25 protein-coding genes are annotated in these 18355 nt (G+C 71.5%); 11 read left to right on the top strand and 14 right to left on the bottom strand.

Going from position 1 to position 18355, the window contains the following annotated elements; genetic code table 11:
- Window positions 1-16 precede the first annotated feature (16 nt).
- Window positions 17-220: an antitoxin gene (locus AB0G28_RS00350; protein ID WP_361081390.1), complete on the bottom strand. Its 204-nt coding sequence runs from the start codon at window positions 218-220 to the stop codon at window positions 17-19.
- Window positions 221-243: 23 nt separating this feature from the next.
- Window positions 244-2211: an FUSC family protein gene (locus AB0G28_RS00345; RefSeq protein ID WP_361081388.1), complete on the bottom strand. Its 1968-nt coding sequence runs from the start codon at window positions 2209-2211 to the stop codon at window positions 244-246.
- Between the two features lie 69 nt (window positions 2212-2280).
- On the opposite strand from AB0G28_RS00345, the gene AB0G28_RS00340 reads away from it, so the two are divergent.
- Window positions 2281-2730 carry an SRPBCC family protein gene (locus AB0G28_RS00340; RefSeq protein ID WP_361081385.1) on the top strand — a complete coding sequence of 150 codons (450 nt, stop codon included), beginning with the start codon at window positions 2281-2283 and terminating at the stop codon, window positions 2728-2730.
- A gap of 112 nt (window positions 2731-2842) precedes the next feature.
- Window positions 2843-3613, top strand: coding sequence for a polysaccharide deacetylase family protein (locus tag AB0G28_RS00335; RefSeq protein ID WP_361081382.1), 771 nt, complete (start codon window positions 2843-2845; stop codon window positions 3611-3613).
- Here the strand turns inward: AB0G28_RS00335 and AB0G28_RS00330 are convergent.
- From AB0G28_RS00330 to AB0G28_RS00315, 4 genes are all read right to left on the bottom strand, one after another.
- Window positions 3610-4083 (bottom strand): carboxypeptidase regulatory-like domain-containing protein, encoded by a 474-nt coding sequence (locus tag AB0G28_RS00330; protein WP_361081379.1) that lies wholly within the window; start codon window positions 4081-4083, stop codon window positions 3610-3612. The genes AB0G28_RS00335 and AB0G28_RS00330 overlap by 4 nt on opposite strands.
- Window positions 4080-4685, bottom strand: a complete 606-nt coding sequence (locus AB0G28_RS00325) for a sigma-70 family RNA polymerase sigma factor (protein WP_361081376.1) — start codon at window positions 4683-4685, stop codon at window positions 4080-4082. The genes AB0G28_RS00330 and AB0G28_RS00325 overlap by 4 nt, the downstream gene beginning before the upstream one ends.
- A gap of 422 nt (window positions 4686-5107) precedes the next feature.
- A complete protein-coding gene (locus tag AB0G28_RS00320; protein WP_361081373.1) occupies window positions 5108-5773 on the bottom strand; it encodes an SGNH/GDSL hydrolase family protein in 666 nt (221 codons plus the stop codon).
- Between the two features lie 9 nt (window positions 5774-5782).
- Window positions 5783-6391: an NAD(P)-binding oxidoreductase gene (locus AB0G28_RS00315; protein ID WP_361081370.1), complete on the bottom strand. Its 609-nt coding sequence runs from the start codon at window positions 6389-6391 to the stop codon at window positions 5783-5785.
- A gap of 84 nt (window positions 6392-6475) precedes the next feature.
- Here AB0G28_RS00315 and AB0G28_RS00310 point away from each other — a divergent pair, with 84 nt between their 5' ends.
- Entirely contained in the window at window positions 6476-7039 is a 564-nt protein-coding gene (locus AB0G28_RS00310) for a helix-turn-helix domain-containing protein (RefSeq protein WP_361081367.1), read from the top strand.
- A gap of 83 nt (window positions 7040-7122) precedes the next feature.
- Here the strand turns inward: AB0G28_RS00310 and AB0G28_RS00305 are convergent, their stop codons facing one another.
- Window positions 7123-7611: a MarR family transcriptional regulator gene (locus tag AB0G28_RS00305; RefSeq protein WP_361081364.1), complete on the bottom strand. Its 489-nt coding sequence runs from the start codon at window positions 7609-7611 to the stop codon at window positions 7123-7125.
- 93 nt (window positions 7612-7704) lie between these two features.
- Between AB0G28_RS00305 and AB0G28_RS00300 the strand changes: the two genes are divergently transcribed.
- Together AB0G28_RS00300 and AB0G28_RS00295 are read left to right on the top strand one after the other, a co-directional pair.
- The gene (locus AB0G28_RS00300; protein ID WP_361081361.1) at window positions 7705-8610 is read left to right on the top strand and encodes an ABC transporter ATP-binding protein; all 906 of its coding nucleotides are present in this window, start codon (window positions 7705-7707) and stop codon (window positions 8608-8610) included.
- Window positions 8607-10244: an ABC transporter permease gene (locus AB0G28_RS00295; protein ID WP_361081358.1), complete on the top strand. Its 1638-nt coding sequence runs from the start codon at window positions 8607-8609 to the stop codon at window positions 10242-10244. The genes AB0G28_RS00300 and AB0G28_RS00295 overlap by 4 nt, the downstream gene beginning before the upstream one ends.
- Here the strand turns inward: AB0G28_RS00295 and AB0G28_RS00290 are convergent.
- From AB0G28_RS00290 to AB0G28_RS00280, 3 genes are all read right to left on the bottom strand, one after another.
- Window positions 10241-10717 (bottom strand): hypothetical protein, encoded by a 477-nt coding sequence (locus tag AB0G28_RS00290; protein WP_361081354.1) that lies wholly within the window; start codon window positions 10715-10717, stop codon window positions 10241-10243. The two genes, AB0G28_RS00295 and AB0G28_RS00290, sit on opposite strands and share 4 nt — an antisense overlap.
- Before the next feature lie 39 nt (window positions 10718-10756).
- Entirely contained in the window at window positions 10757-11095 is a 339-nt protein-coding gene (locus tag AB0G28_RS00285; protein WP_361081350.1) for a hypothetical protein, read from the bottom strand.
- Window positions 11096-11191: 96 nt separating this feature from the next.
- On the bottom strand, window positions 11192-11770 hold the full coding sequence (locus tag AB0G28_RS00280; protein ID WP_361081347.1) for a TetR/AcrR family transcriptional regulator: 579 nt from the start codon (window positions 11768-11770) through the stop codon (window positions 11192-11194).
- Between the two features lie 95 nt (window positions 11771-11865).
- On the opposite strand from AB0G28_RS00280, the gene AB0G28_RS00275 reads away from it, so the two are divergent.
- Window positions 11866-12639, top strand: a complete 774-nt coding sequence (locus AB0G28_RS00275) for a nuclear transport factor 2 family protein (protein ID WP_361081344.1) — start codon at window positions 11866-11868, stop codon at window positions 12637-12639.
- Here AB0G28_RS00275 and AB0G28_RS00270 read toward each other — a convergent pair.
- The 3 genes from AB0G28_RS00270 to AB0G28_RS00260 all read right to left on the bottom strand — a co-directional run bounded on the left by AB0G28_RS00270 (window position 12602) and on the right by AB0G28_RS00260 (window position 14329).
- Window positions 12602-13390 (bottom strand): metal-dependent hydrolase, encoded by a 789-nt coding sequence (locus AB0G28_RS00270; RefSeq protein WP_361081342.1) that lies wholly within the window; start codon window positions 13388-13390, stop codon window positions 12602-12604. The two genes, AB0G28_RS00275 and AB0G28_RS00270, sit on opposite strands and share 38 nt — an antisense overlap.
- A 58-nt stretch (window positions 13391-13448) precedes the next feature.
- Window positions 13449-13802, bottom strand: a complete 354-nt coding sequence (locus tag AB0G28_RS00265) for an STAS domain-containing protein (RefSeq protein WP_086862300.1) — start codon at window positions 13800-13802, stop codon at window positions 13449-13451.
- 218 nt (window positions 13803-14020) lie between these two features.
- Window positions 14021-14329 carry a WhiB family transcriptional regulator gene (locus AB0G28_RS00260; protein WP_091305403.1) on the bottom strand — a complete coding sequence of 103 codons (309 nt, stop codon included), beginning with the start codon at window positions 14327-14329 and terminating at the stop codon, window positions 14021-14023.
- A 164-nt stretch (window positions 14330-14493) separates the two neighbouring features.
- Between AB0G28_RS00260 and AB0G28_RS00255 the strand changes: the two genes are divergently transcribed.
- The 3 genes from AB0G28_RS00255 (at window position 14494) to AB0G28_RS00245 (ending at window position 16168) form a co-directional block, all read left to right on the top strand.
- Window positions 14494-14910 carry an anti-sigma factor gene (locus AB0G28_RS00255; RefSeq protein ID WP_013222240.1) on the top strand — a complete coding sequence of 139 codons (417 nt, stop codon included), beginning with the start codon at window positions 14494-14496 and terminating at the stop codon, window positions 14908-14910.
- Entirely contained in the window at window positions 14907-15686 is a 780-nt protein-coding gene (locus AB0G28_RS00250) for a SigB/SigF/SigG family RNA polymerase sigma factor (protein WP_361081337.1), read from the top strand. Before AB0G28_RS00255 ends, AB0G28_RS00250 begins: the two co-directional genes overlap by 4 nt.
- 62 nt (window positions 15687-15748) lie before the next feature.
- Complete coding sequence (locus tag AB0G28_RS00245; RefSeq protein ID WP_361081334.1) at window positions 15749-16168, top strand: ATP-binding protein; 420 nt, start codon at window positions 15749-15751, stop codon at window positions 16166-16168.
- Here the strand turns inward: AB0G28_RS00245 and AB0G28_RS00240 are convergent, their stop codons facing one another.
- A complete protein-coding gene (locus tag AB0G28_RS00240; RefSeq protein WP_361081332.1) occupies window positions 16169-16654 on the bottom strand; it encodes a helix-turn-helix domain-containing protein in 486 nt (161 codons plus the stop codon).
- Between the two features lie 42 nt (window positions 16655-16696).
- Between AB0G28_RS00240 and AB0G28_RS00235 the strand changes: the two genes are divergently transcribed.
- Both AB0G28_RS00235 and AB0G28_RS00230 read left to right on the top strand, forming a co-directional pair.
- Window positions 16697-17674 (top strand): aldo/keto reductase, encoded by a 978-nt coding sequence (locus tag AB0G28_RS00235; protein ID WP_361081329.1) that lies wholly within the window; start codon window positions 16697-16699, stop codon window positions 17672-17674.
- A gap of 18 nt (window positions 17675-17692) precedes the next feature.
- Complete coding sequence (locus tag AB0G28_RS00230; protein ID WP_361081326.1) at window positions 17693-18331, top strand: nitroreductase family protein; 639 nt, start codon at window positions 17693-17695, stop codon at window positions 18329-18331.
- The last annotated feature ends 24 nt before the right edge of the window (window positions 18332-18355 follow it).

Below are 18355 nucleotides of genomic sequence, written 5' to 3'. Positions count from 1 at the left end.
TCACGGACCTTGGCGGCTACCGCGGCGTGTCCGGGGTGTCGTCGAACTTGTTGAGGAAGTCCTTCGCCTTCTCGATGCCGGTGTCGATCTGCTCGTCGTGACCGGCGAACTTCGACTTCGCGAAGTCGGCGGCCTTGTCGAGGCCTTCCTCGATCTTGTCGTTGTGCTCGCGCAGGGCCTCTTCGGCCTTGCCCTTCAACGCTTCGAAGTCGATTCCCATGGGTGCATTGAACCGCAGGAACCTCAGCTGCGCCTGGGGTAGGGCAGGAACCGCCGGACGAGCCGCGGTGGACGGCGTTCCTCCAGGTCAGGCCCGCGGACGGCGTCGAACGCCGACTCCAGCTGGTCGACCACGCCGGCCAGCCGCGGGCTGTCCGGCAGCGGCATCGACCGCGGCTCGCGCTGCTCGCGGATCGCCCCGGCCAGTTCGTCCAGGGCGGCGGTCAGCAGCTCGATGTCGGCCGGGTCCGGTGGCGGCACGCCCCGCCCGATCGTCACGCCGACCTCGGTGACGGCGTCCGCCACCCGTTCCTGCGCCGCGATCACCGGCCACCACGCCACGGCTTGGCGGCCGTTGGCCGACGGCTCGACGACGACCTGCTGGAACGCCGTCCGCAGGTCGGCCAGGGCCCGGTAGGCGCCACGGCGGGCTCGCGACCGCGCCAGCCGCGCCTCCCCCGACGACGCCTCGACCAGCGCGTGCGAGACGTACTTCGCGACGGCGTCCAGCCCGTCGGCCAGCCGACCGCCGACCTGGGGGCGCCTGCTGCCCGGCCACAGCAGGTAGCCGAAGACCAGGACGATCACGCAGCCCAGCGCGGTGTCGACCAGCCGCGCGAGCACCACGGACCAGTTGCCGGTGTGGGCCAGGCCCATCTGCAGGATGATCAACGGCGTCACGAAGGCGCTCTGGACGCCGTAGTTGCGCACCTTCCCGACCGCGATGCCGCCGGCGAAGACCGCGCTCAGCACCACCAGCACCCAGCCCTGCGCGCCCAGGGCGAGCACGACGGCGCCGATCCCGACGCCGATGACCGTGCCGATCCCGCGCAGCACCGCGCGGCCGAAGACCGAGCCGAAGTCGGGCTTGAGCACGATGCCGACGGTCAGGGTGATCCAGTACGACCGCTCGAACGGCACGAGCAGGCCGACGACCTCGGCGATCGCCACGCACAGCGTCAGCCGCAGCGCGGCGATCCACGTCAGCGGGCCGGACGCGAGCGAACCGGCCCACTCCCGCAGCCGCCGGTGCCAGGGCGTCGGGACGCGGCGCTTGCGGTCGTCGCCCTTGCCGATCCGGACCAGCCCCGCGTAGAGGGCGGTGAGCACCGGGTCGGGGTCGCCGGGCGGCGCGGGCGGCGGTTCCGGCAGCGGCTGGCCGGCCAGCACCGACGCCGACAGCGCGACGAAGTGGTCGATGACCGGCTGGGGCGCGCGGCGGCCGGCGTTGACCATCGCCACCGACGCCTCGACCGCGGGGGTCGTCGCCGAGAGCAGGTTGAGCAGGTGCCGGTAGGCGGCGTCGCGGCCGGACAGCCACGACCGCGCGGTGAGCAGCTGGTCGTAGGCGGTGTTCATCGCCGTGGTCAGCCGGTGGCGGGCCACGCGGGAGACGGCTTCGTCCGTCGCCGAGAGCATCGCGGCCAGCTCGACGTAGACGTGCGCGACGGCGGTGCGTTCGGGGCTGGTCGCCCGGAAGGTCCAGCTGGCGAGCGCGACCAGGAAGCTCCAGGCCGCGCCGAGGCAGAAGTAGCCGAACAGGACTTCGACGCGCACGCCGGTCGCGTGCTGCCCGGTGGCGAGCACGCAGAAGACCAGCATCTGCAGGCCGGCGACGGAGGCGTTGCTGCCGGCCGCGCTGACCAGCGCGGAGATCGCGGCGACCAGGATCACCGCGGGCACGGACAGCGCCGGGGTGCCGCCGGTGAGCAGCCCGACGAGGTAGCCGGCGGTCGCGGCCAGCGTCGCGCCACCCAGCCGGCGGGCGCGGTAGCGGTAGGGGCCGGCCGATTCGGACAGCACGGCGGGGAGCGCGCCGGTCGAGATGAGCGCGCCGACGGCGATGTCCCCCGCCGCGTAGGCCACTGCGAGCGGCACGGTCAGCGCGACGACCGCGCGGGCGACCATGTTCCACGGCACCGGCACCGGCTTGCTGCGGAGCAGCTGGACGAGCCAGTGCGGCGCGGCGAGGTCGGGACGCGGCGTGCTCACCCCCTCATCTTGACCTACGCTGCCCGGAGACGATTAATTATCAGTCTGTCAACAAAGCGGGAGGTTCCGGTGGGCCGCAAGTACTCCTACGAGGTCAACCGCACGAGCACCGCGCCGCCGGAGGTGCTGTTCGCGCTCGAAGCGGAGGGCCCGCGCTGGGCGGAGTGGGGAAAGCCACTGATCGTGCAGGCCCGCTGGGCACGCCGGGGCGACGCCGAACCGGACGGCGTCGGCGCGATCCGCGAAGTCGGCCTGTGGCCGGTGCTCGTCCGCGAGGAGACGGTGGAGTACGAACCCGGCCGGAAGCACGTCTACGCGTTCGCCGGGCCCAAGCCGCTCAAGGACTACCGCGCCGAGGTGCTCTTCACACCCGCCGACGGCGGCGGGACACACCTGCGGTGGACCGGGTCGTTCACCGAGCCGGTCCGGGGCAGCGGGCCCGCGCTCGCGGCCGGCCTCAAGGCCGTGATCAGCCTGCTTTCCGCCAAGCTGGTCAAGGCGGCCGAAACCGGGCGCTGACCTTGGGTGCGCCGGGCCACAGCAAGATCCCCGGCGCAACTTTCCCCGCCTCCGCAACGTCACTCTTTCGGGTGGTCTTTTGCAGCCACCGGCGAGAGAGGGGACCGCGGGGATGAAGCGAGTGGTGGCCGGGTTGGCCGCGGCTGTGTTAGCGCTCACGGCGTGTTCGACGCACGGGCCGGACGAGCGGCCGGTCGAAAGCAGCCAGCCCAACCCCGCGCCCGGCAGCGGTCCCGGCCCCGCCGTGGCGGCCGCGGGACCGTACCCCTTCGGCACGGTGCAGCAGAAGGCCCCCGCGATCGCGAACGGCGAGGTCCCGCTCGTCCGGCGGATCACCACCGACAAGCCGTACGTCTTCCTGACCATGGACGACGGCGCCGTGCAGGACCCCGACGCGCTGAAGCTGATGCAGCAGAACGCGACCCACCCGGTGCTGTTCCTGAACCAGAAGTACGTGAAGGGCCACGAGGCCTACTTCAAGCAGATCCTCGACGCCACCGGCGCGACGCTCGGCGACCACACCGTCAACCACCCCAACCTCAAGGGCAAGCCGCTGGAATTCCAGCGCAAGGAAATCTGCGACGACGCCGACGACTTCCAGCGCGACCTCGGCGTGCGGCCGTCGATCTTCCGGCCGCCGTTCGGCAACTACGACCAGAACACCCTGCGCGCGGCGGCCGCCTGCGGGATGCGGGTCGCCGTGCTGTGGACGGCCGCGGTCAACGACGGGGTCGTCCAGTTCCAGGCCGGCGACAAGCTCAAGCCGGGCGACATCGTGCTGATGCACTTCCGCAAGACGTTCAAAGAGGACTACACGGCGTTCGTCGAGCGGGCCAAGAAGGACGGGCTCACGCCCGTCCCCCTGGCCGACTTCCTCGGTTAGAGCACGACCGTCGGCGTCACGACGGTCCGGCGGCACGACACGTCACCCAGGTGCACGAGGATCTGCGTCGTCCCGCGCGGCACGTTGTCGAGCACGAACCGGCCGCCTTCGTCGGCGGTCGTCGACGTCGTGCCGTGCTCGGCGACGCGCACCTCGACGCCGTACTGACCGGCCGGCACGAGCCAGCCGTCGATGCGGTGCAGCTTGCCCATCTTGGTCAGGTTGATCATCACCGTCAGGTCGCTGACGGTGAACGTGATCGTGCCGGTGCCGCCACCGCGGACACCGGCGAGGTTGTCCAGCCGCTCCCACCGCGCGACCTCGACGTCGAGGTCTTCGAGGGCGAGCGCGAACTGGACCCGCTGCACCAGGTCACCCGGCGGCGGGTCCAGTTCGTCGAGGAAGCGGCCGATGTCGGCCAGGATCACTTCGTCGGAGAAGGCCTCTCCAGGCGCCCCGAGCTCGTTCATCGGCTTCCCCCTTCACTGGCGAGCAGATCGCGCATCTGGTCGAGGCAGCGCCCCCTGGTCGGCCCGACACTGCCGCGCGGCATGCGCAGCGCCTCGGCGACGAGCTGGTACTCCGCGCGGCCCGCGAGCACGGTCAGCCGGAGCAGTTCCTGGCAGCGGTGGGGCAGCCGGACGAAAGCGCGCCAGACCCGGCGGTCACGGTCGGCGCGGATGGCCTCGTCTTCGGGTGCCGGTTGGGTGCTCGGCATGGCTTCGGCGACTTCGTCGCTCAGCGGCACGGGCTGCATGCGGCGGCCGAACGGGTGGGTGGCCTCGCGCCGGGTGGTGGTGATCAGCCACGCGGCGAGGGCCTTGGGGTCGCGGAGCTTCTCGAGCTGGCTGAACAAGGCGAGCCAGACGGTCTGGACCACGTCCTCGGCCACCGAGCGGTCGAGCCCGTTGCCCCGGGCGACGTGCCAGACGAGCGGGGTCAGCTCTTCGACGAGGCGGGCCATCGCCCGGCGATCACCCTCCCGGGCGGCCTGCATGCACGCGGCGTGCAGCTCGGCGCCGGTCAGGCCCTCCCACGGCGGGTCTACCTCTGTGGTTTGCACGTCGGTCACCGTATCTGCCCCTCTTCGGAAGGTTCTTCGAGTCGGCAATGGCAGTATCGCGGGTCCTTCGGGGGGAAGGAGCGTGCAGGTGGATCTCGGATACATCAAGGTCACTTACTTCGTCGGTCGTGCACTACCGGTCAAATGGCAAAGCGGGAGGTACCGGCCGGCGCCGGTTCGTGGTCCCGCGCCGGCCGGTACTCCCCTCCCTCAAGGGCCCGCTCCCCAACGGGCCCGCCGGGCGTCCCCTCCCCCGAAGGGCACCCGGCCGACGGTGTCCGGCAGCCCCCTCGGCTCCCGGTCACCGCGTTTCTCTCCGAACTCGACACCCCCTGTCGTGTCCTTCGTGCCTTGGCTGCTCCACAGGACGCAATGGGGGCACCGCCAGATACACGAATCCCCGACTTTTTTCGAAGATCCACGGAGAGCGGCTAACTGATCACGGCGAGTGCGAGCGTGCGTGCCCAACGGGCGTAACCGGCCGGCCCCGGGTGGAAGCGGTCCGGCGCGAAAGCCGCGGGGTCGAGCAGCCCGGGATCCATCGGCACGTGGGTGACGCCGGGCAGCCGGCCGACGGCGGCGGCCGCCCGGTCGAGCGCGGTCGACCGGGCGGACAGGACGTCTCGCAGCGGCCTGGGCAGGGCCGGGAAACGGGACATCGGCGGCACCCCGGCCAGCAGGACGTCCACCGGCCCGAGCCGCCGCCGCAGGTCGAGCACCAGGCGCAGCAGGTCACGGCGGTAGGCGGCGGCCGTCCGGAGCTCGATGGTGTCGTTGACGCCGAGGGCGATCACGACCAGGTCGGCCGGGCGGACGAGCGGGACCAGCTCGGCACGCGTCACCCTGGCATTGGCGCCGGTCCGGCCGACCGCCTGCCAGCGCACGGCCCGGCCGTCGCGGGCCAGCTCGCGGGCGAGGCAGCCGGTGAGTGCTTCCTCGTGATCCGCCGCGCCGACACCGTCCACCGTGGACTCGCCGAGGACGGCCAGCCGGAAGGGCTCGCCGTCGCCCGGAACGAGTCCTTCGGCCGGCCCGGCGGCGCCGGGCAACCGAGGGGTCTTGCGCTTGAGGTACAGAGCTTGAGCCAGGAGCACCATCCCCTGAAGCTAGCCGTGGGCGATCGAAACCTTGGCCCTGATGAGCGTGGGGTCCGCCACGGCGTCGAGCAGGTACGCGGCGACGTCGGCGCGCCGGATGGTGAACGTGCGGACGTTCCCGTCGAGCCGGCTCGCGATCTTGCCGGTGCGCGGCCCGTTCAGCAGCATCGGCGGGCGGACGATCGTCCAGTCCAGGTCGGTGGCCGCGACCACGGCCTCCATGGCGAGCATGTCCGCCCAGCCGTGCTTCAGGAAGGTGTTGAGCAACGGCTTGACCAGCGTGCGCGTGAAGAAGCCGTCCCCCTCGGTGTGCATGCCGCTCGCGCTGACGACCAGCAGGCGCTTCGCCCCGGCCGCGATCGCCGCGCGGGCGCCGTCCGCGCAGACCGTGGTCGGCCCGCGGTCGCGGGAGCCGACCGCCGAAATCACCGCGTCGCGGCCTTCGACGGCGGCCGCCAGCTTCTCGTGTTCGTGCAGGCCCGCCACGACGACCTCGGCCGGCAACCGCAGCCGGGCGGGGTCGCGGACGACGGCCGTCACGTGCCAGCCGCGGTCCAGTGCCTGCTTGACGACCTCGCCGCCGACGCCACCGGTGGCTCCCAGAACAGTGATCCTCACGGTGTCTCCTCCTCGGTTAGTGAACACTCACCAGGTAGGGTGAGTGTTCACTAACCACGCTGAGAACGCACTCAGGGAGCCGCCATGGGAAGCCGCGAAGAGATCGTCGCCGCGGCCGCGAAAGTGATGCGCGAGCAGGGCTACGCCCACGCCACGACCAAGGTCATCGCGCAGACCGCCGGCTACTCGGAAGCGATGCTCTACAAGCACTTCCGCGACAAGACCGACCTGTTCCTCAGCGTCATGGGCGAGGAGCTGCCGGCGCTCGGCGCCGTCCTCGGCGAGCTCACCGCCACCCCCGGCCGCGCGCCGCTGCGGGACAACCTGGCCCGCGTCGCCCGGCTCGGCCTCGCCTTCTACGCCGAAGGGTTTCCGATCGCGGTGTCGGTCTTCTCTTCGCGGGACCTGCTGCGGTCCCACCGCGAACGGCTGGGCGAGCACGGCCCGCACGTGCTGCTCGGCGCTGTCGCGGAGTACCTGCGGGCCGAGCAGGCACTGGGCCGGATCAAGGCGGAGACGGACGTCGAGGCGGCCGCGGCTCTGCTCCTCGGGGCGTGTTTCCAGCAGGCGTTCCTGGCGACGTTCGAAGAACGCGAGCCGGCCGACCTCGCCGACCGGCTCGCGGAGACGTTGCTCGCGGCGTTGTAGCGGCTGCACCATGTGCCGCACCAGGTATGGCGCTCGCACCTGAGAGAGTCTCCGTGCCCCCGCTGCCTCGCGACCCGGCGCGGCTAGGCGTTCTTCTCCTCGCGGAGCTTGTGCCAGCGCTCGTACATGCCGTTGAGCTCCACCAGCATGAAGGACAGGAAGTCCCGCATCTCGGCGAGCCGCTTCCCGGCCGGGGTGTCCTCGCCGAGCGCGTCGACGCCGTTCTCGGCCGCGTCGCGCCACATGATGATCATGCGGTCGCGCTTCATGAACGTCGCGTACCAGAGGTCGTCGTAGAGGCGGTAGTGGTCGCGGCGCTCGCCGGGCTCGCGCTCCTTCGCGACCAAGCCGATCTGTTCGAGGTAGCGCACGGCACCGGAGACGGCGGCCGGGCTGACCGACAGCTGGGAGGCCAGGTCGGCGGCGGTCAGCCGGCCCTCGTCGGTGGTCATCAGCGCGGCGAACACGCGCGCGGACATGCGCTGCATCCCGATCTGCGAAAGCACGAGCCCGAGGCTCTCGACGTACCGGCGGACGGCGTCTTCATCTCGCTTCGTGTCAGGCGTCGTCATCGGCCCATCCTTCCGTACCCGGCCCCCATGATCACTCGATCTAGACATTTTCTTAACTTCACAACTTCATGAAGCAAGTGTAGCTTCCGAAGCATGGAAAACGCCATTTCGGTCATCGACCTGCACAAGTCGTTCGGCCGGACGAAGGCCCTCGACGGCCTCGACCTGCAGGTACCCGCTGGGGAGGTGCACGGCTTCCTCGGGCCCAACGGCGCCGGGAAGTCGACCACCGTCCGGGTGCTGCTCGGCCTGCTCCGCAAGGATCCTGGTGCCTCGGGGGAAGTTCGTGTGCTCGGCGGCGACCCCTGGAAGGACGCCGCGAGCCTGCACCGCCGCCTGGCCTACGTGCCCGGCGACGTCAACCTCTGGCCCAACCTCTCCGGCGGCGAGGTCATCGACCTGCTCGGCCGCCTGCGCGGCGGGCTGGACGAGAAGCGCCGCAACGACCTGATCGAGCGCTTCGACCTCGACCCGAAGAAGAAGGGGCGGACGTACTCGAAGGGCAACCGGCAGAAGGTCGCCATCGTGGCGGCTCTCGCTTCGCGCGTCGACCTGCTGATCCTCGACGAGCCGACGTCCGGGCTCGACCCGCTGATGGAGGCGACGTTCCAGTACGCCATCCAGGAGGAACGCGAGCAGGGCCGGACCGTGCTGCTCTCCAGCCACATCCTGGCCGAGGTCGAGGCGCTGTGCGACAAGGTCAGCATCATCCGCAACGGCCGCACGGTCGAGTCGGGCACGCTCGCCGAGCTGCGCCACCTGACCCGGACGTCGATCACCGCCGAGCTGGCCGGGCCGCCGAACGGGCTGACGAAGCTGGCGAACATCCACGACCTCAAGGTCGAGGGCAACCGCGTCCGCTTCGACGTCGAGACGCGCTCGCTCGACGAAGCTCTGCGGCAGCTGACCGAGGTCGGCGTGCGGAGCCTGGTCAGCCAGCCGCCGACGCTGGAGGAGCTGTTCCTGCGGCACTACACGACCGAAGCGAGCGCGAAATGACCGCGACCCTCTCGCGCGCCGAAGCCGAGGTCGCGCCGGCCCACGAACTCGCCGGCACCTGGCACCTCACCCGGCTCGCGCTGCGCCGCGACCGCGTGGTCCTGCCGATCTGGATCGTGCTGCTCAGCGTCGTCCCGGCGAGCACGGTCAACACGTTCACGCAGTTCTACCCGACCGTCGCCGACCGCCTGGCGCTGCAGGCGGGTGCGAACGCCAACCCGTCGTACGCGCTGCTCTACGGGCCGCCGTTCGACCTCACCACCGCCGGCGGGTTCATCGCCTGGCGCATGGCCGGGTTCCTCGCGCTGCTCACCGGGCTGATGGTCGTCTTCACCGTCACCCGGCACACGCGCGCGGAAGAGGACACCGGCCGCGCGGAGCTGCTCGCGTCGGCGGTGGTCGGCCGGTACGCGGCATTGACGGCGTCGCTGCTGGTGGCCGGGGGTGCCAGTGTGCTCATCGGGCTGATCCAGGCGGGCACGATGGTCGGCGCCGGCCTGCCCGCGGCGGGGTCGTTCGCCTTCGGCGCGGCGGAAGCCCTGGCGGGACTGGTCTTCACCGCCGTCGCGGCGGTCGCCGTCCAGCTCGCGGAGTACTCCCGCACCGCCAACGGGATCGGGGCCGCCGTCGTCGGCGCGGCCTTCCTGCTGCGCGGCGCCGGAGATTCCACTGTGGACGCTCGCTGGCTGTCGTGGCTGTCGCCGATCGGCTGGGTGCAGCAGGTCCGGGCGTTCGCCGGCGAACGCTGGTGGGTGCTGCTGCTGCCGGTGGCCTTCGCGCTGGCCGCCGGCGCGGCCGGGTACTGGCTGCTCCCCCGCCGGGACGTCGGCGTCGGCATCCTGCCGCCGCGCCCGGGCCCGGCGAGGGCGGCGCCGGGGCTGCGCTCGCCGCTCGCGCTCGCCTGGCGGCTGCACCGCGGCCCGCTGCTCGGCTGGGCGATCGGGACGGCCGTCGTCGGCGCGGTGTTCGGTTCGATCGCCAGCGGCATCGGCGACCTCGTCGGCTCGAGCCCGCAGGCGCAGCAGATCTTCGAGCGGCTCGGCGGCAGCCACGCGCTGACGCAGGCGTTCCTCGCCGCGATGGCCGGGATGTTCGCCATGGTCGCGTCGCTGTACGGGATCCAGGCCGCGCTGCGGATGCGCGGCGAGGAGACCGCGATCCGGCTCGAACCGGTGCTGGCCACTAGCGTCGGCAGGCTGCGCTGGGCGGGCAGCCACCTCGTGTTCGCCTTCTTCGGCACGGCGGCGCTGCTGCTGACCGGCGGGCTGTTCATGGGCCTGGCCAACGGGTTGCGCACCGGCGACGTCGGCGGCTCGATCGGCGACACGCTCGCCGGGATGGCCGTCCAGCTGCCCGCGGCCTGGGTGGTGGTCGCGCTGGCGGTGACGATCTTCGGGCTGCTGCCGGGCTTTTCGGCCGCGGCGTGGGCGGTCGGCTCGCTCGCGCTGCTGCTCAGCCTGTTCGGCCCGGTCCTGGACCTGCCGCAGGCGGTGCTGGACGTCTCGCCGTTCCAGCACCCGCCGAAGCTGCCCGGCCAGGAGTTCGCCGCCACCCCGCTCGGGTGGCTGACGGCGATCGCGGCCGTCTCCCTGGCCGCCGGCCTGCTCGGCTGGCGGCGCCGGGACGTCGGTTAACCCACCCGCAGCTCGTGGTCGGGACCGGCCACGAGCTGCGCCTGCGGCCCCACCTTCCCGCAGGCCGAGCCGTGCGGCTCGCTGTAAGCGGGGGTGACGTCGGCGGTGTGCGGCTTGCCGTCGTCGAACCGGACGGTGACCCGGACCGGTTCGGCGGGCAGGCCGGGCACCTCGGCGAACCCGCGCAGGCCACCGGTCGGCACCGCCGAGGCGGCGCAGGCACTGTCCGGGCTTCCGGTGCAGGGCGACGCGACCGAGGTGGTGTCGGGCGTGAGGACGACGTCGCGCGTCACGCACTGGCCACGCCAGCACGCTTCGAGCGTCGCGCGGGAAATGCCCGCGGGCGCGGGGATCTTCAGGCTGATGCCGGTGACGTAGCCGATCGCCGGGCAGGCGACCTCCGGGCCGGCCCCGGCACCGGCACAGCCCGCCGTGACGGCCGCGGCGAGGGCGATCCATGGAATGCAGCGCATACCGGCCAGACGGGACCCGCGCCCGGTTGGTTGCACCGCTCAGTCACGCCATCCACTGGTCAACGGCAACGGGATCGTCGTCGAGGTCGGCGTGGCCGAGGTCGACGTCGTCGACGGCACCACCGTGACCTCGACGAAGCTGGTGGTGGTCGTCGGCGGCGACGTCTCGACCGAGGTGACGGTGGACGGCGGCGCGGAGGTGGTCATCGTGACGGGCACGGCGGAAACGGTCTTGGTCGGCGGCTCGGCCGGGGTGGTCGTGTCGGCGGGGTGCGGGGTGGTGCGCCCGGCGACGAGCAGGGCGGCGACCAGCAGCCCGGTGGCGAACCCCGCCAGCCCGGTGACCGCGGCGGAACCCCAGGTAGGTCGGCCACTCATCCGGGCACCCCCTCGCCACGCCCAGCGCAGGTACGAGGAATAACTCGGCCTGATCTTACTTCTTGTTACCGGATGTGCAGAGTGAGTCTGCTCGACTCAATTTTCTTGCTCCGCTTGCACGCCACCGGACTCGGCTTCCGGCGGCCTGAGCCCGTCGACGACCACGCGGACCAGGTGCCGGCTTCCCGGCGAGTACCGCTCGACGGCGAGGCAGCCGACGATGAGCGCCCGCAGGTCGTCACCGTCGATGTCCGCCCGGACGGCGCCGGCGGCCTGGGCGCGGGTGAGCAGTTCGGCCAGCGCGGCGCGGAACTCGTCGCCCGCGCCGGCCTTGAAGGCGTGCCCGCCGGACTCGGCGAGCGCGTCGCAGATGGCCCGGTTGAGGGACGCCTGCTTGATGACGCGGACGAAGTAGCCGAAGAACACTTCGCCGGGGTCCTCGGCGGTGGCGAGCTCGCGGGCCTCCGCGGCGAACTGCTGGATGCGTTCGAGGACGACGGCCTGGAAGAGCGCTTCCTTGCTGGGAAAGTGCCGGTAAACGGTCCCTGCCCCGACGCCGGCGAGCCGCGCGATGTCGTCGAGCGGCACGGCCAGCCCGTCGACGGCGAACGCCTCCTCGGCCGCGGCCAGCACCTTGGCCCGGTTGCGCCGCGCGTCGGCGCGCATCTTCTCCATCACGTCTCCTCGTTGACAACCGGAACGCGTGCTCCGTATCGTCGTAAGCGGGTCCACCGTTCCGATTCAACGCCCAGTCTCGCAGGAGAATTCCGATGACGCGCACCATGCCCGAAATCGCCGAACTCGTCCGCCGCGGAATGTCGTCGCTGGACGCCGCCCCGTTCGCGGATCTCTTCGCCGCCGAAGCGGTGTTCGAGATGCCGTTCACCGGCGTGCGGATCGAAGGACGGGAGGCCGTCCAGCGGGCCCTCGAGGCGGGGGGAGTCAGGGCAAGAGCCGTAGGCCTGACGAAAGCCCAGGTCACGACCACCCTGACGGACTCCGGGTTCGTGGTGGAGCTGGTGGTGTCGGGCCCGGGGTTCGAGATCCCGTCCTCGGTGGGGATCTTGACGGTCTCGGACGGCGAGATCACGTCCTACCGCGACTACCCGAACGCGTCGGCGGCCTCGTGGTTCACGCGTTCGGTGTTCGACCGGTTCCTCGCGGCCTCGGTGGAGAACCGCTGGGACGACCTCGCCGACCTCTACGCCGAGGACGTGACCATCGAGATGCCGTTCCCGCTCCCCGGCGTGCCGCGGGTGACGAAAGGCCGCGAAGAACTGCGTCGCCGGTTCCGCGCGGCCGGGCAGGTGCGGCGCCTGGTCAAGGCCGAGAACGTCGTCGTCCACGAGACCACCGACCCGACAGTGCTGGTGGCCGAGTTCGATCTCCACGGCGAAGCCGCCGGCTCGGCGTTCGTGTCTTCGTACGTCATGGTCATGACGATCCGGGACGGCCTGATCATCCACTCGCGGGACTACACCGACACCGCCGCCGCGGCGGAACGGGTCAAGGCGTTGTCGCCCGCTGGCTCGTCGGCGGGATGAACAAGCGGTGGAACGTGTCCACCGTGTACGTCCACACCCCCGGCACCAGCAGCACTCCGAGCAGCGCGAACACCGGGAAGATCAGCCGCTTCTCGACCTTCTTGCCGGTCCGGAACCGCAGCACGCGAGGCGGCCGGATCTCGTACCACGTCTCGCCCGCGATCGGGATCGGGAACAGGAACGGGCAGCCGGCTTCGGTCAGCGCGTCACCCAGGCAGTGAGTCAGGCAGCCCGCCGCGACCGCGACGCCGAGCCAGCCCGAGATCTGGGCCAGCTCGCCGGCGCGGTCCGGTGGGGCTGTGAAGAACCACCACGCCACCGCCGCGCCGCTCACCGGCAGCAGCCAGTCGCCCAGGGCGCCTTCCGCCAGCATCAGGCCGAAGACCACCACGCCGACGACCGCCCACGGGCCGCCTTCGGTGGTGCCCCAGGACGTCAGGAGCCCCAGGCCGACCGCGAACAGGACCGTGTGGGACAGGTGGCGGTGCTTGCCCGTGACGTTCTCGTCGCGCGGGCCCTTCGTCAGCGCGTACAACCCCGCCGAGACCCGGCGCAGCACCCAGGACAACGCCCCGGTCAGCCAGCCGAGGAGGCGGGACGCGCTCGCGCCGGGGTGGTCGAGGTCGGGCAGCAGGGCGAACCCCGCCGTCGTCGCCGCGAAGACCACCGCCTGGTGCACCGAACCAGCCCCGACCGCGGGCGCCAGCGCCAGGCCCGCGCACCAGCCGGTCAGGGCATGCGTCCGCCCCATCATCGTGCCGCCCCCAGTGGTCCGCGAACCGGTCAGTCCGCGGAACCGTAGCGGGCGGTCAGGCCTGGGGGTCCTCCGACACGCTCAGGTGTTCGGCCACGCCGGTGAGTTCGATCACCCGGCTCACGGCGGGGCTCGGGACGACCTCGAGTTCGACGTCCTGCTCGCCGGCCTGGCGTTGTGCGCGGAGCACCACGTTCAGCGCGGAGGAATCGAAGAAGGTCACCCCGGTCAGATCGGCCACGACCCGCTGCGCGCGCTTGTCCGCGATCAGCCCGGCCAGGGCCTCCTGCAGCTGCGGGCTGGTCAGCAGATCGAGCTCGCCGGTGACCACCACCCGGGGCTCCGTCGCGTCGGTGTCCAGCGTGATGCCGAACCCGGGCGGGGTGGCGTTCTGGTCGGCTGCGGGCATGCAGTTTCTCCTCGTCAGGCGCTGCTCCTGCGCCGGGTACGCGCCTGCTGTCTCAAGCGGCAACCGTGTCACCGTGCCCTTCCGAAGCTCGCGCCTGGCACGGTCAAGGCAACTCCGGGGCCAACCCTAACCCAGGAAGCGACCGAGCCCGCCACGACCGCCGCCCTTTCGCGTGTACTGCTCACGAGGGATCAAATCCTGCCTGCTCAGGGCTCTGCTCAGTGCGCACTCATCGCCTTCCGCGCCGCCCTGCGCTGGCGCAGGAAGAGCTGCCGCCGCTCGATCTCGCCGAGGCCGCCCCAGATGCCGTACGGCTCCTGTACGGTCATCGCGTGCTGACGGCACTGAGCCAGGACCGGGCAGGTCTGGCAGATCGCCTTGGCCCGCGACTCGCGCCGCTCCCGTGCCGAGCCCCGCTCGTTGTCCGTGTGGAAGAAAAGGCTGCTGTCCGCACCCCGGCAAGAGCCGCGCAGTTGCCATTCCCACTCTTCAGCAACCACGTTGGGCAGCCGGCTCACGTCAGCCATGTCGTCCCTGCCTTTCCCAGGATGAGCATGTCGACCGCTACATGCCCGCCGGTGCAGCGGATCAAACCCGGGTTTGGTTTGCTCACACCACGGGCATCTCGCCGACGGGCGTGAACAGGACACCGCCGCACACCTGGAGCGCGAGTGCGGAGAAAGGAACAAACGTGGAGGACAACGCCCCGCTCGTCCCGGAAGGCGCGCAGGTCATCGAGGTGCGGACGGCAGCGATCCCGCACGTCGTGCCCACCCTGCGGACCATCGTGGCCGACATCGCGATGCGCCAGGACTTCGACCTCGACGCCGTCGAAGACCTCCGGATGGCGGTGGACGAAGCCTGCTCACTGCTGCTCCCCGCCAGCTCGGACGGCCGGCTGACCTGTGTCTTCTCCTGGAACGGGCCGCGCATCGAGGTCTCGGTGTCGGTGCTGGCCGACAGCGCCGACCACGAGGACGACGCCGGCCTGTCCTGGCAGCTGCTGACCGCCCTCGCGACGACCGCCGAGCGCACGATCACCCCGGAGAACGGCCGTTACCTCTCCCGGGTCGACCTCGTGCGGGAGAGCCAGGCGGCGGACTCGTGACCGAACCCGCCGGGAGCAGCGGGGACGACCTCGACGTCGGCGCGCTGTTCACCCAACTCGCCGCCCTGCCGGCGGACGCGCCCGAGCGCGACCGCATCCGCGACACCCTGGTGCGTGCCCACCTGGAGCTGGCGCGAAACCTGGCCCGGAAGTTCCGCAACCGCGACGAGGCGATGGAGGACCTGGTCCAGATCGCCACGGTCGGGCTGATCCACGCCGTCGACCGGTTCGACCCCGCACAGGGGACGGACTTCCTCGCGTTCGCCGTGCCGACCATCTCCGGCGAGCTGCGCCACCACTTCCGGGACAACAGCTGGTCGGTGCGGGTGCCGCGGCGGCTCAAGGAGCTGAACGCGAACATCTCCGCCGCGCGCGAAGAGCTCACCGTGCAGCTTTCCCGCGCGCCGAAGCCGAGTGAGATCGCCGCTCGGCTCGGTGTGCCCATCGAGGACGTCTACGAGGGCCTTCGCGCTGGTCAGGGCCGCTACGGCGCGTCGCTGGACCACCTGCTCGAGAACGCGGCGCACACCCGGTTCGGGGCACCGGACGCCGAGCTCGGCCAGGCCGAGCTGCGCGAGGCGCTGCGCCCGATGCTCGAGAGCCTGCCGGAGCGGGAGCGCAAGATCGTCGCACTGCGGTTCGGGTCGGGAATGAGCCAGTCGGACATCGCGCGCCGCGTCGGGGTGTCCCAGATGCAGGTATCGCGGTTGCTGGCTGCGACGCTGAAGAAGCTGCGTTCGGGCCTGGACGAATCCGAGCTGGCCGAGGGCACCTGATTAGCCGCACCCCCGCTTGGGTACTTCGCGGGCGGACCGAACTCGACTGGGAGGGGGACCGGATGACGACGTCGAGAATGCCGCAGCGCACTGCTGCGACCACCGCCCAGGTGAGAGTGCTCCTCCCGGCCGACGTCACGGCCCCCGCACTGGCCCGGCACGAGGTCCGGGCGGCGATGCTGAAGTTCGGCGTGCGCGAGAACCGGCTGGACGACGTCCTGCTGGCGACGTCGGAGCTGGTCACGAACGCCTTCGAGCACGGCGAACGGCCCCAGCGGCTGGAGCTGGAGTACGACGGCGGCCGGCTGACGCTGCGCGTGCACGACACCGGCCGGATGCTGCCCGAGCTGCGGGCGCCGTCGCCGGCCGAGGCCCGCAGCCGCGGGCTCGTCCTGGTCCAGGCGCTGTCGCTGGACTGGGGTTTCGAACGCTGCCCCGGCGGCAAGTACGTCTGGGCCGTCTTCCAGCTGCCGGACGCCTGATCAGCGCAGCTCGCGGGCGGCGTCGGTCTCCTCGATGCGCTGCCGGAACGGCTTGCGCTCCAGCGCTTCCACGATCGCGTCCAGCAAGGCGCGCAGCGAGTACGGCAGCTCGGCCTCCAGTGCCTCCGCCGCTTCCGTGGTCGCCGTCCACTCCGCCTCGATCAGCGGCAGCAGCTCACGCGTCCGCGCGGTGAGGGACACGATCCGCTGCCGGGCGTCGGCGCCCGGCTCGAGGCTGACGAACCCGGCCCGGTTCATCTGCGCGACGGTCTGGCTGGCCGCCGAGTGCGTCACGCGCATCTCTTCGGCGAGGTCGCGGATGGCCAGCGGGCCGCGTGCGAGCAGCGCGCGCACCACCGGCGAGTACCGCGGCCGGTAGCCGTCGAGGCCGATGTCGGCGAGGAACTTCGCGACGTCGCCGTCGAGGGTCTCGAGGACGTGCCGCATCCGGGTCCCCAGCCCCTCCGGACCCGAAGTCATGGCCATGACGGCCGATCATAGGCGCCGGTGGTGTGCTTGGATCGCGACATGGAGAACCGGAAGATCGCCCGCCTGGGCCGCGAGGTGTCCGTCGTCGGGCTCGGCTGCTGGCAGCTCGGGGCGGACTGGGGCGAGGTCGACGAGAACGACGCGCTGGCCGTGCTGCACGCGGCGGCCGACAACGGTGTCACCTTCTTCGACACCGCCGACGTCTACGGCGACGGCCGCAGCGAGCGGCTGGTCGGCCGGTTCCTCGCCGAGCGCGGGGACGTCTTCGTGGCGACCAAGATGGGCCGCCGGGTCGAGCAGGTGCCGGAGAACTACGTCGCCGCGAACTTCCGCGAGTGGAACGACCGGTCGCGCCGCAACCTCGGCGTCGACACGCTCGACCTGGTCCAGCTGCACTGCCCGCCGACGCCGGTGTACTCCTCCGACGCGGTGTACGACGCCCTCGACGCGATGGTCGACGAAGGCCGGATCAAGGCGTACGGCGTGAGCGTCGAGACGTGCGAGGAGGCGCTGACCGCGCTGGCGCGGCCGAACGTCGCCTCGGTGCAGATCATCCTGAACTGCCTCCGGCTCAAGCCGCTGGAGCGCGTGCTGCCCGCCGCGGCGGAAGCGGGCGCCGGGATCATCGCGCGCGTGCCGCTGGCCTCGGGTCTGCTGTCCGGGCGCTACACGAAGGACACGACGTTCGCCGAGAACGACCACCGCAACTACAACCGTCACGGCGAGGCGTTCGACGTCGGCGAGACGTTCTCAGGCGTGCCCTACGAGGCTGGGCTCGAGGCCGTCGAGCGGCTGCGCGGGCTCGTGCCGGCCGGCCAGACGCTCGCTCAGTTCGCACTTCGGTGGATCATCGATCAGCCGGGCGTCAGCACGGTCATCCCGGGCGCGCGGAACGCGTCGCAGGCTTCGGCGAACACGGCGGCGGCGTCGCTTCCGCCGTTGTCCCAGGAGGCGCTCGCGGGCGTTCGCGAGACCTACGACGAGCTGATCCGGCCGCTGGTGCACGATCGCTGGTAGGCCCGGCATGATGGGCCGATGATGACGCCCGAAGAGCTGCTGACCACCACCAGGACCGTGCGCAAGCGGCTCGACCTGGACCGGCACGTGCCCCTCGAACTGGTGAAACACTGCGTGCAGGTGGCGCTGCAGGCGCCGAGCGGGTCGAACACGCAGCGGTGGCAGTGGCTCGTCGTCACGGACGCGGACCGGCGCGCCGCACTCGGGCGGATCTACCGCAAGGCGTGCCACGAGTACCTGTCGTCCGACCGGGCGGCGGGCAAGCTCTTCGCCGACGACCCGTCGCGGGCGCCGGTGCAGCAGCGGGTCGGCGACAGCGTGGCGTACCTGGCGGACCGCATGGGTGACGTGCCGGTGCTGGTCGTCCCCTGCCTGGAGACGGACTCGGCGGAACTGCCGGCGGGCAACCAGGCGGGGCTCTGGGCATCGCTGCTGCCGGCGGTGTGGAGCTACATGCTGGCGGCCCGCTCGGTGACGCTGGGCACGGCGTGGACGACGCTGCACCTGAAGTACGAGCAGGAGGCGGCGGAGGTGCTGGAGCTGCCGAAGAACGTCCACCAGGCGGCCCTGATCCCGACGGCGTTCTACACGGGCGAGACGTTCAAGCCGGCGGCCCGGCAGCCCCTGGACGAGGTGCTGCACCTCGACCGCTGGTGAAAGTCCGTGAAGGCCCCCTTACCG

The sequence above is a fragment of the Amycolatopsis sp. NPDC021455 genome (assembly GCF_040640995.1).
GTDB lineage: Bacteria > Actinomycetota > Actinomycetes > Mycobacteriales > Pseudonocardiaceae > Amycolatopsis.
Note: the sequence above shows the minus strand (reverse complement) of the source record. Positions and strands in the feature narration are given on the sequence as shown.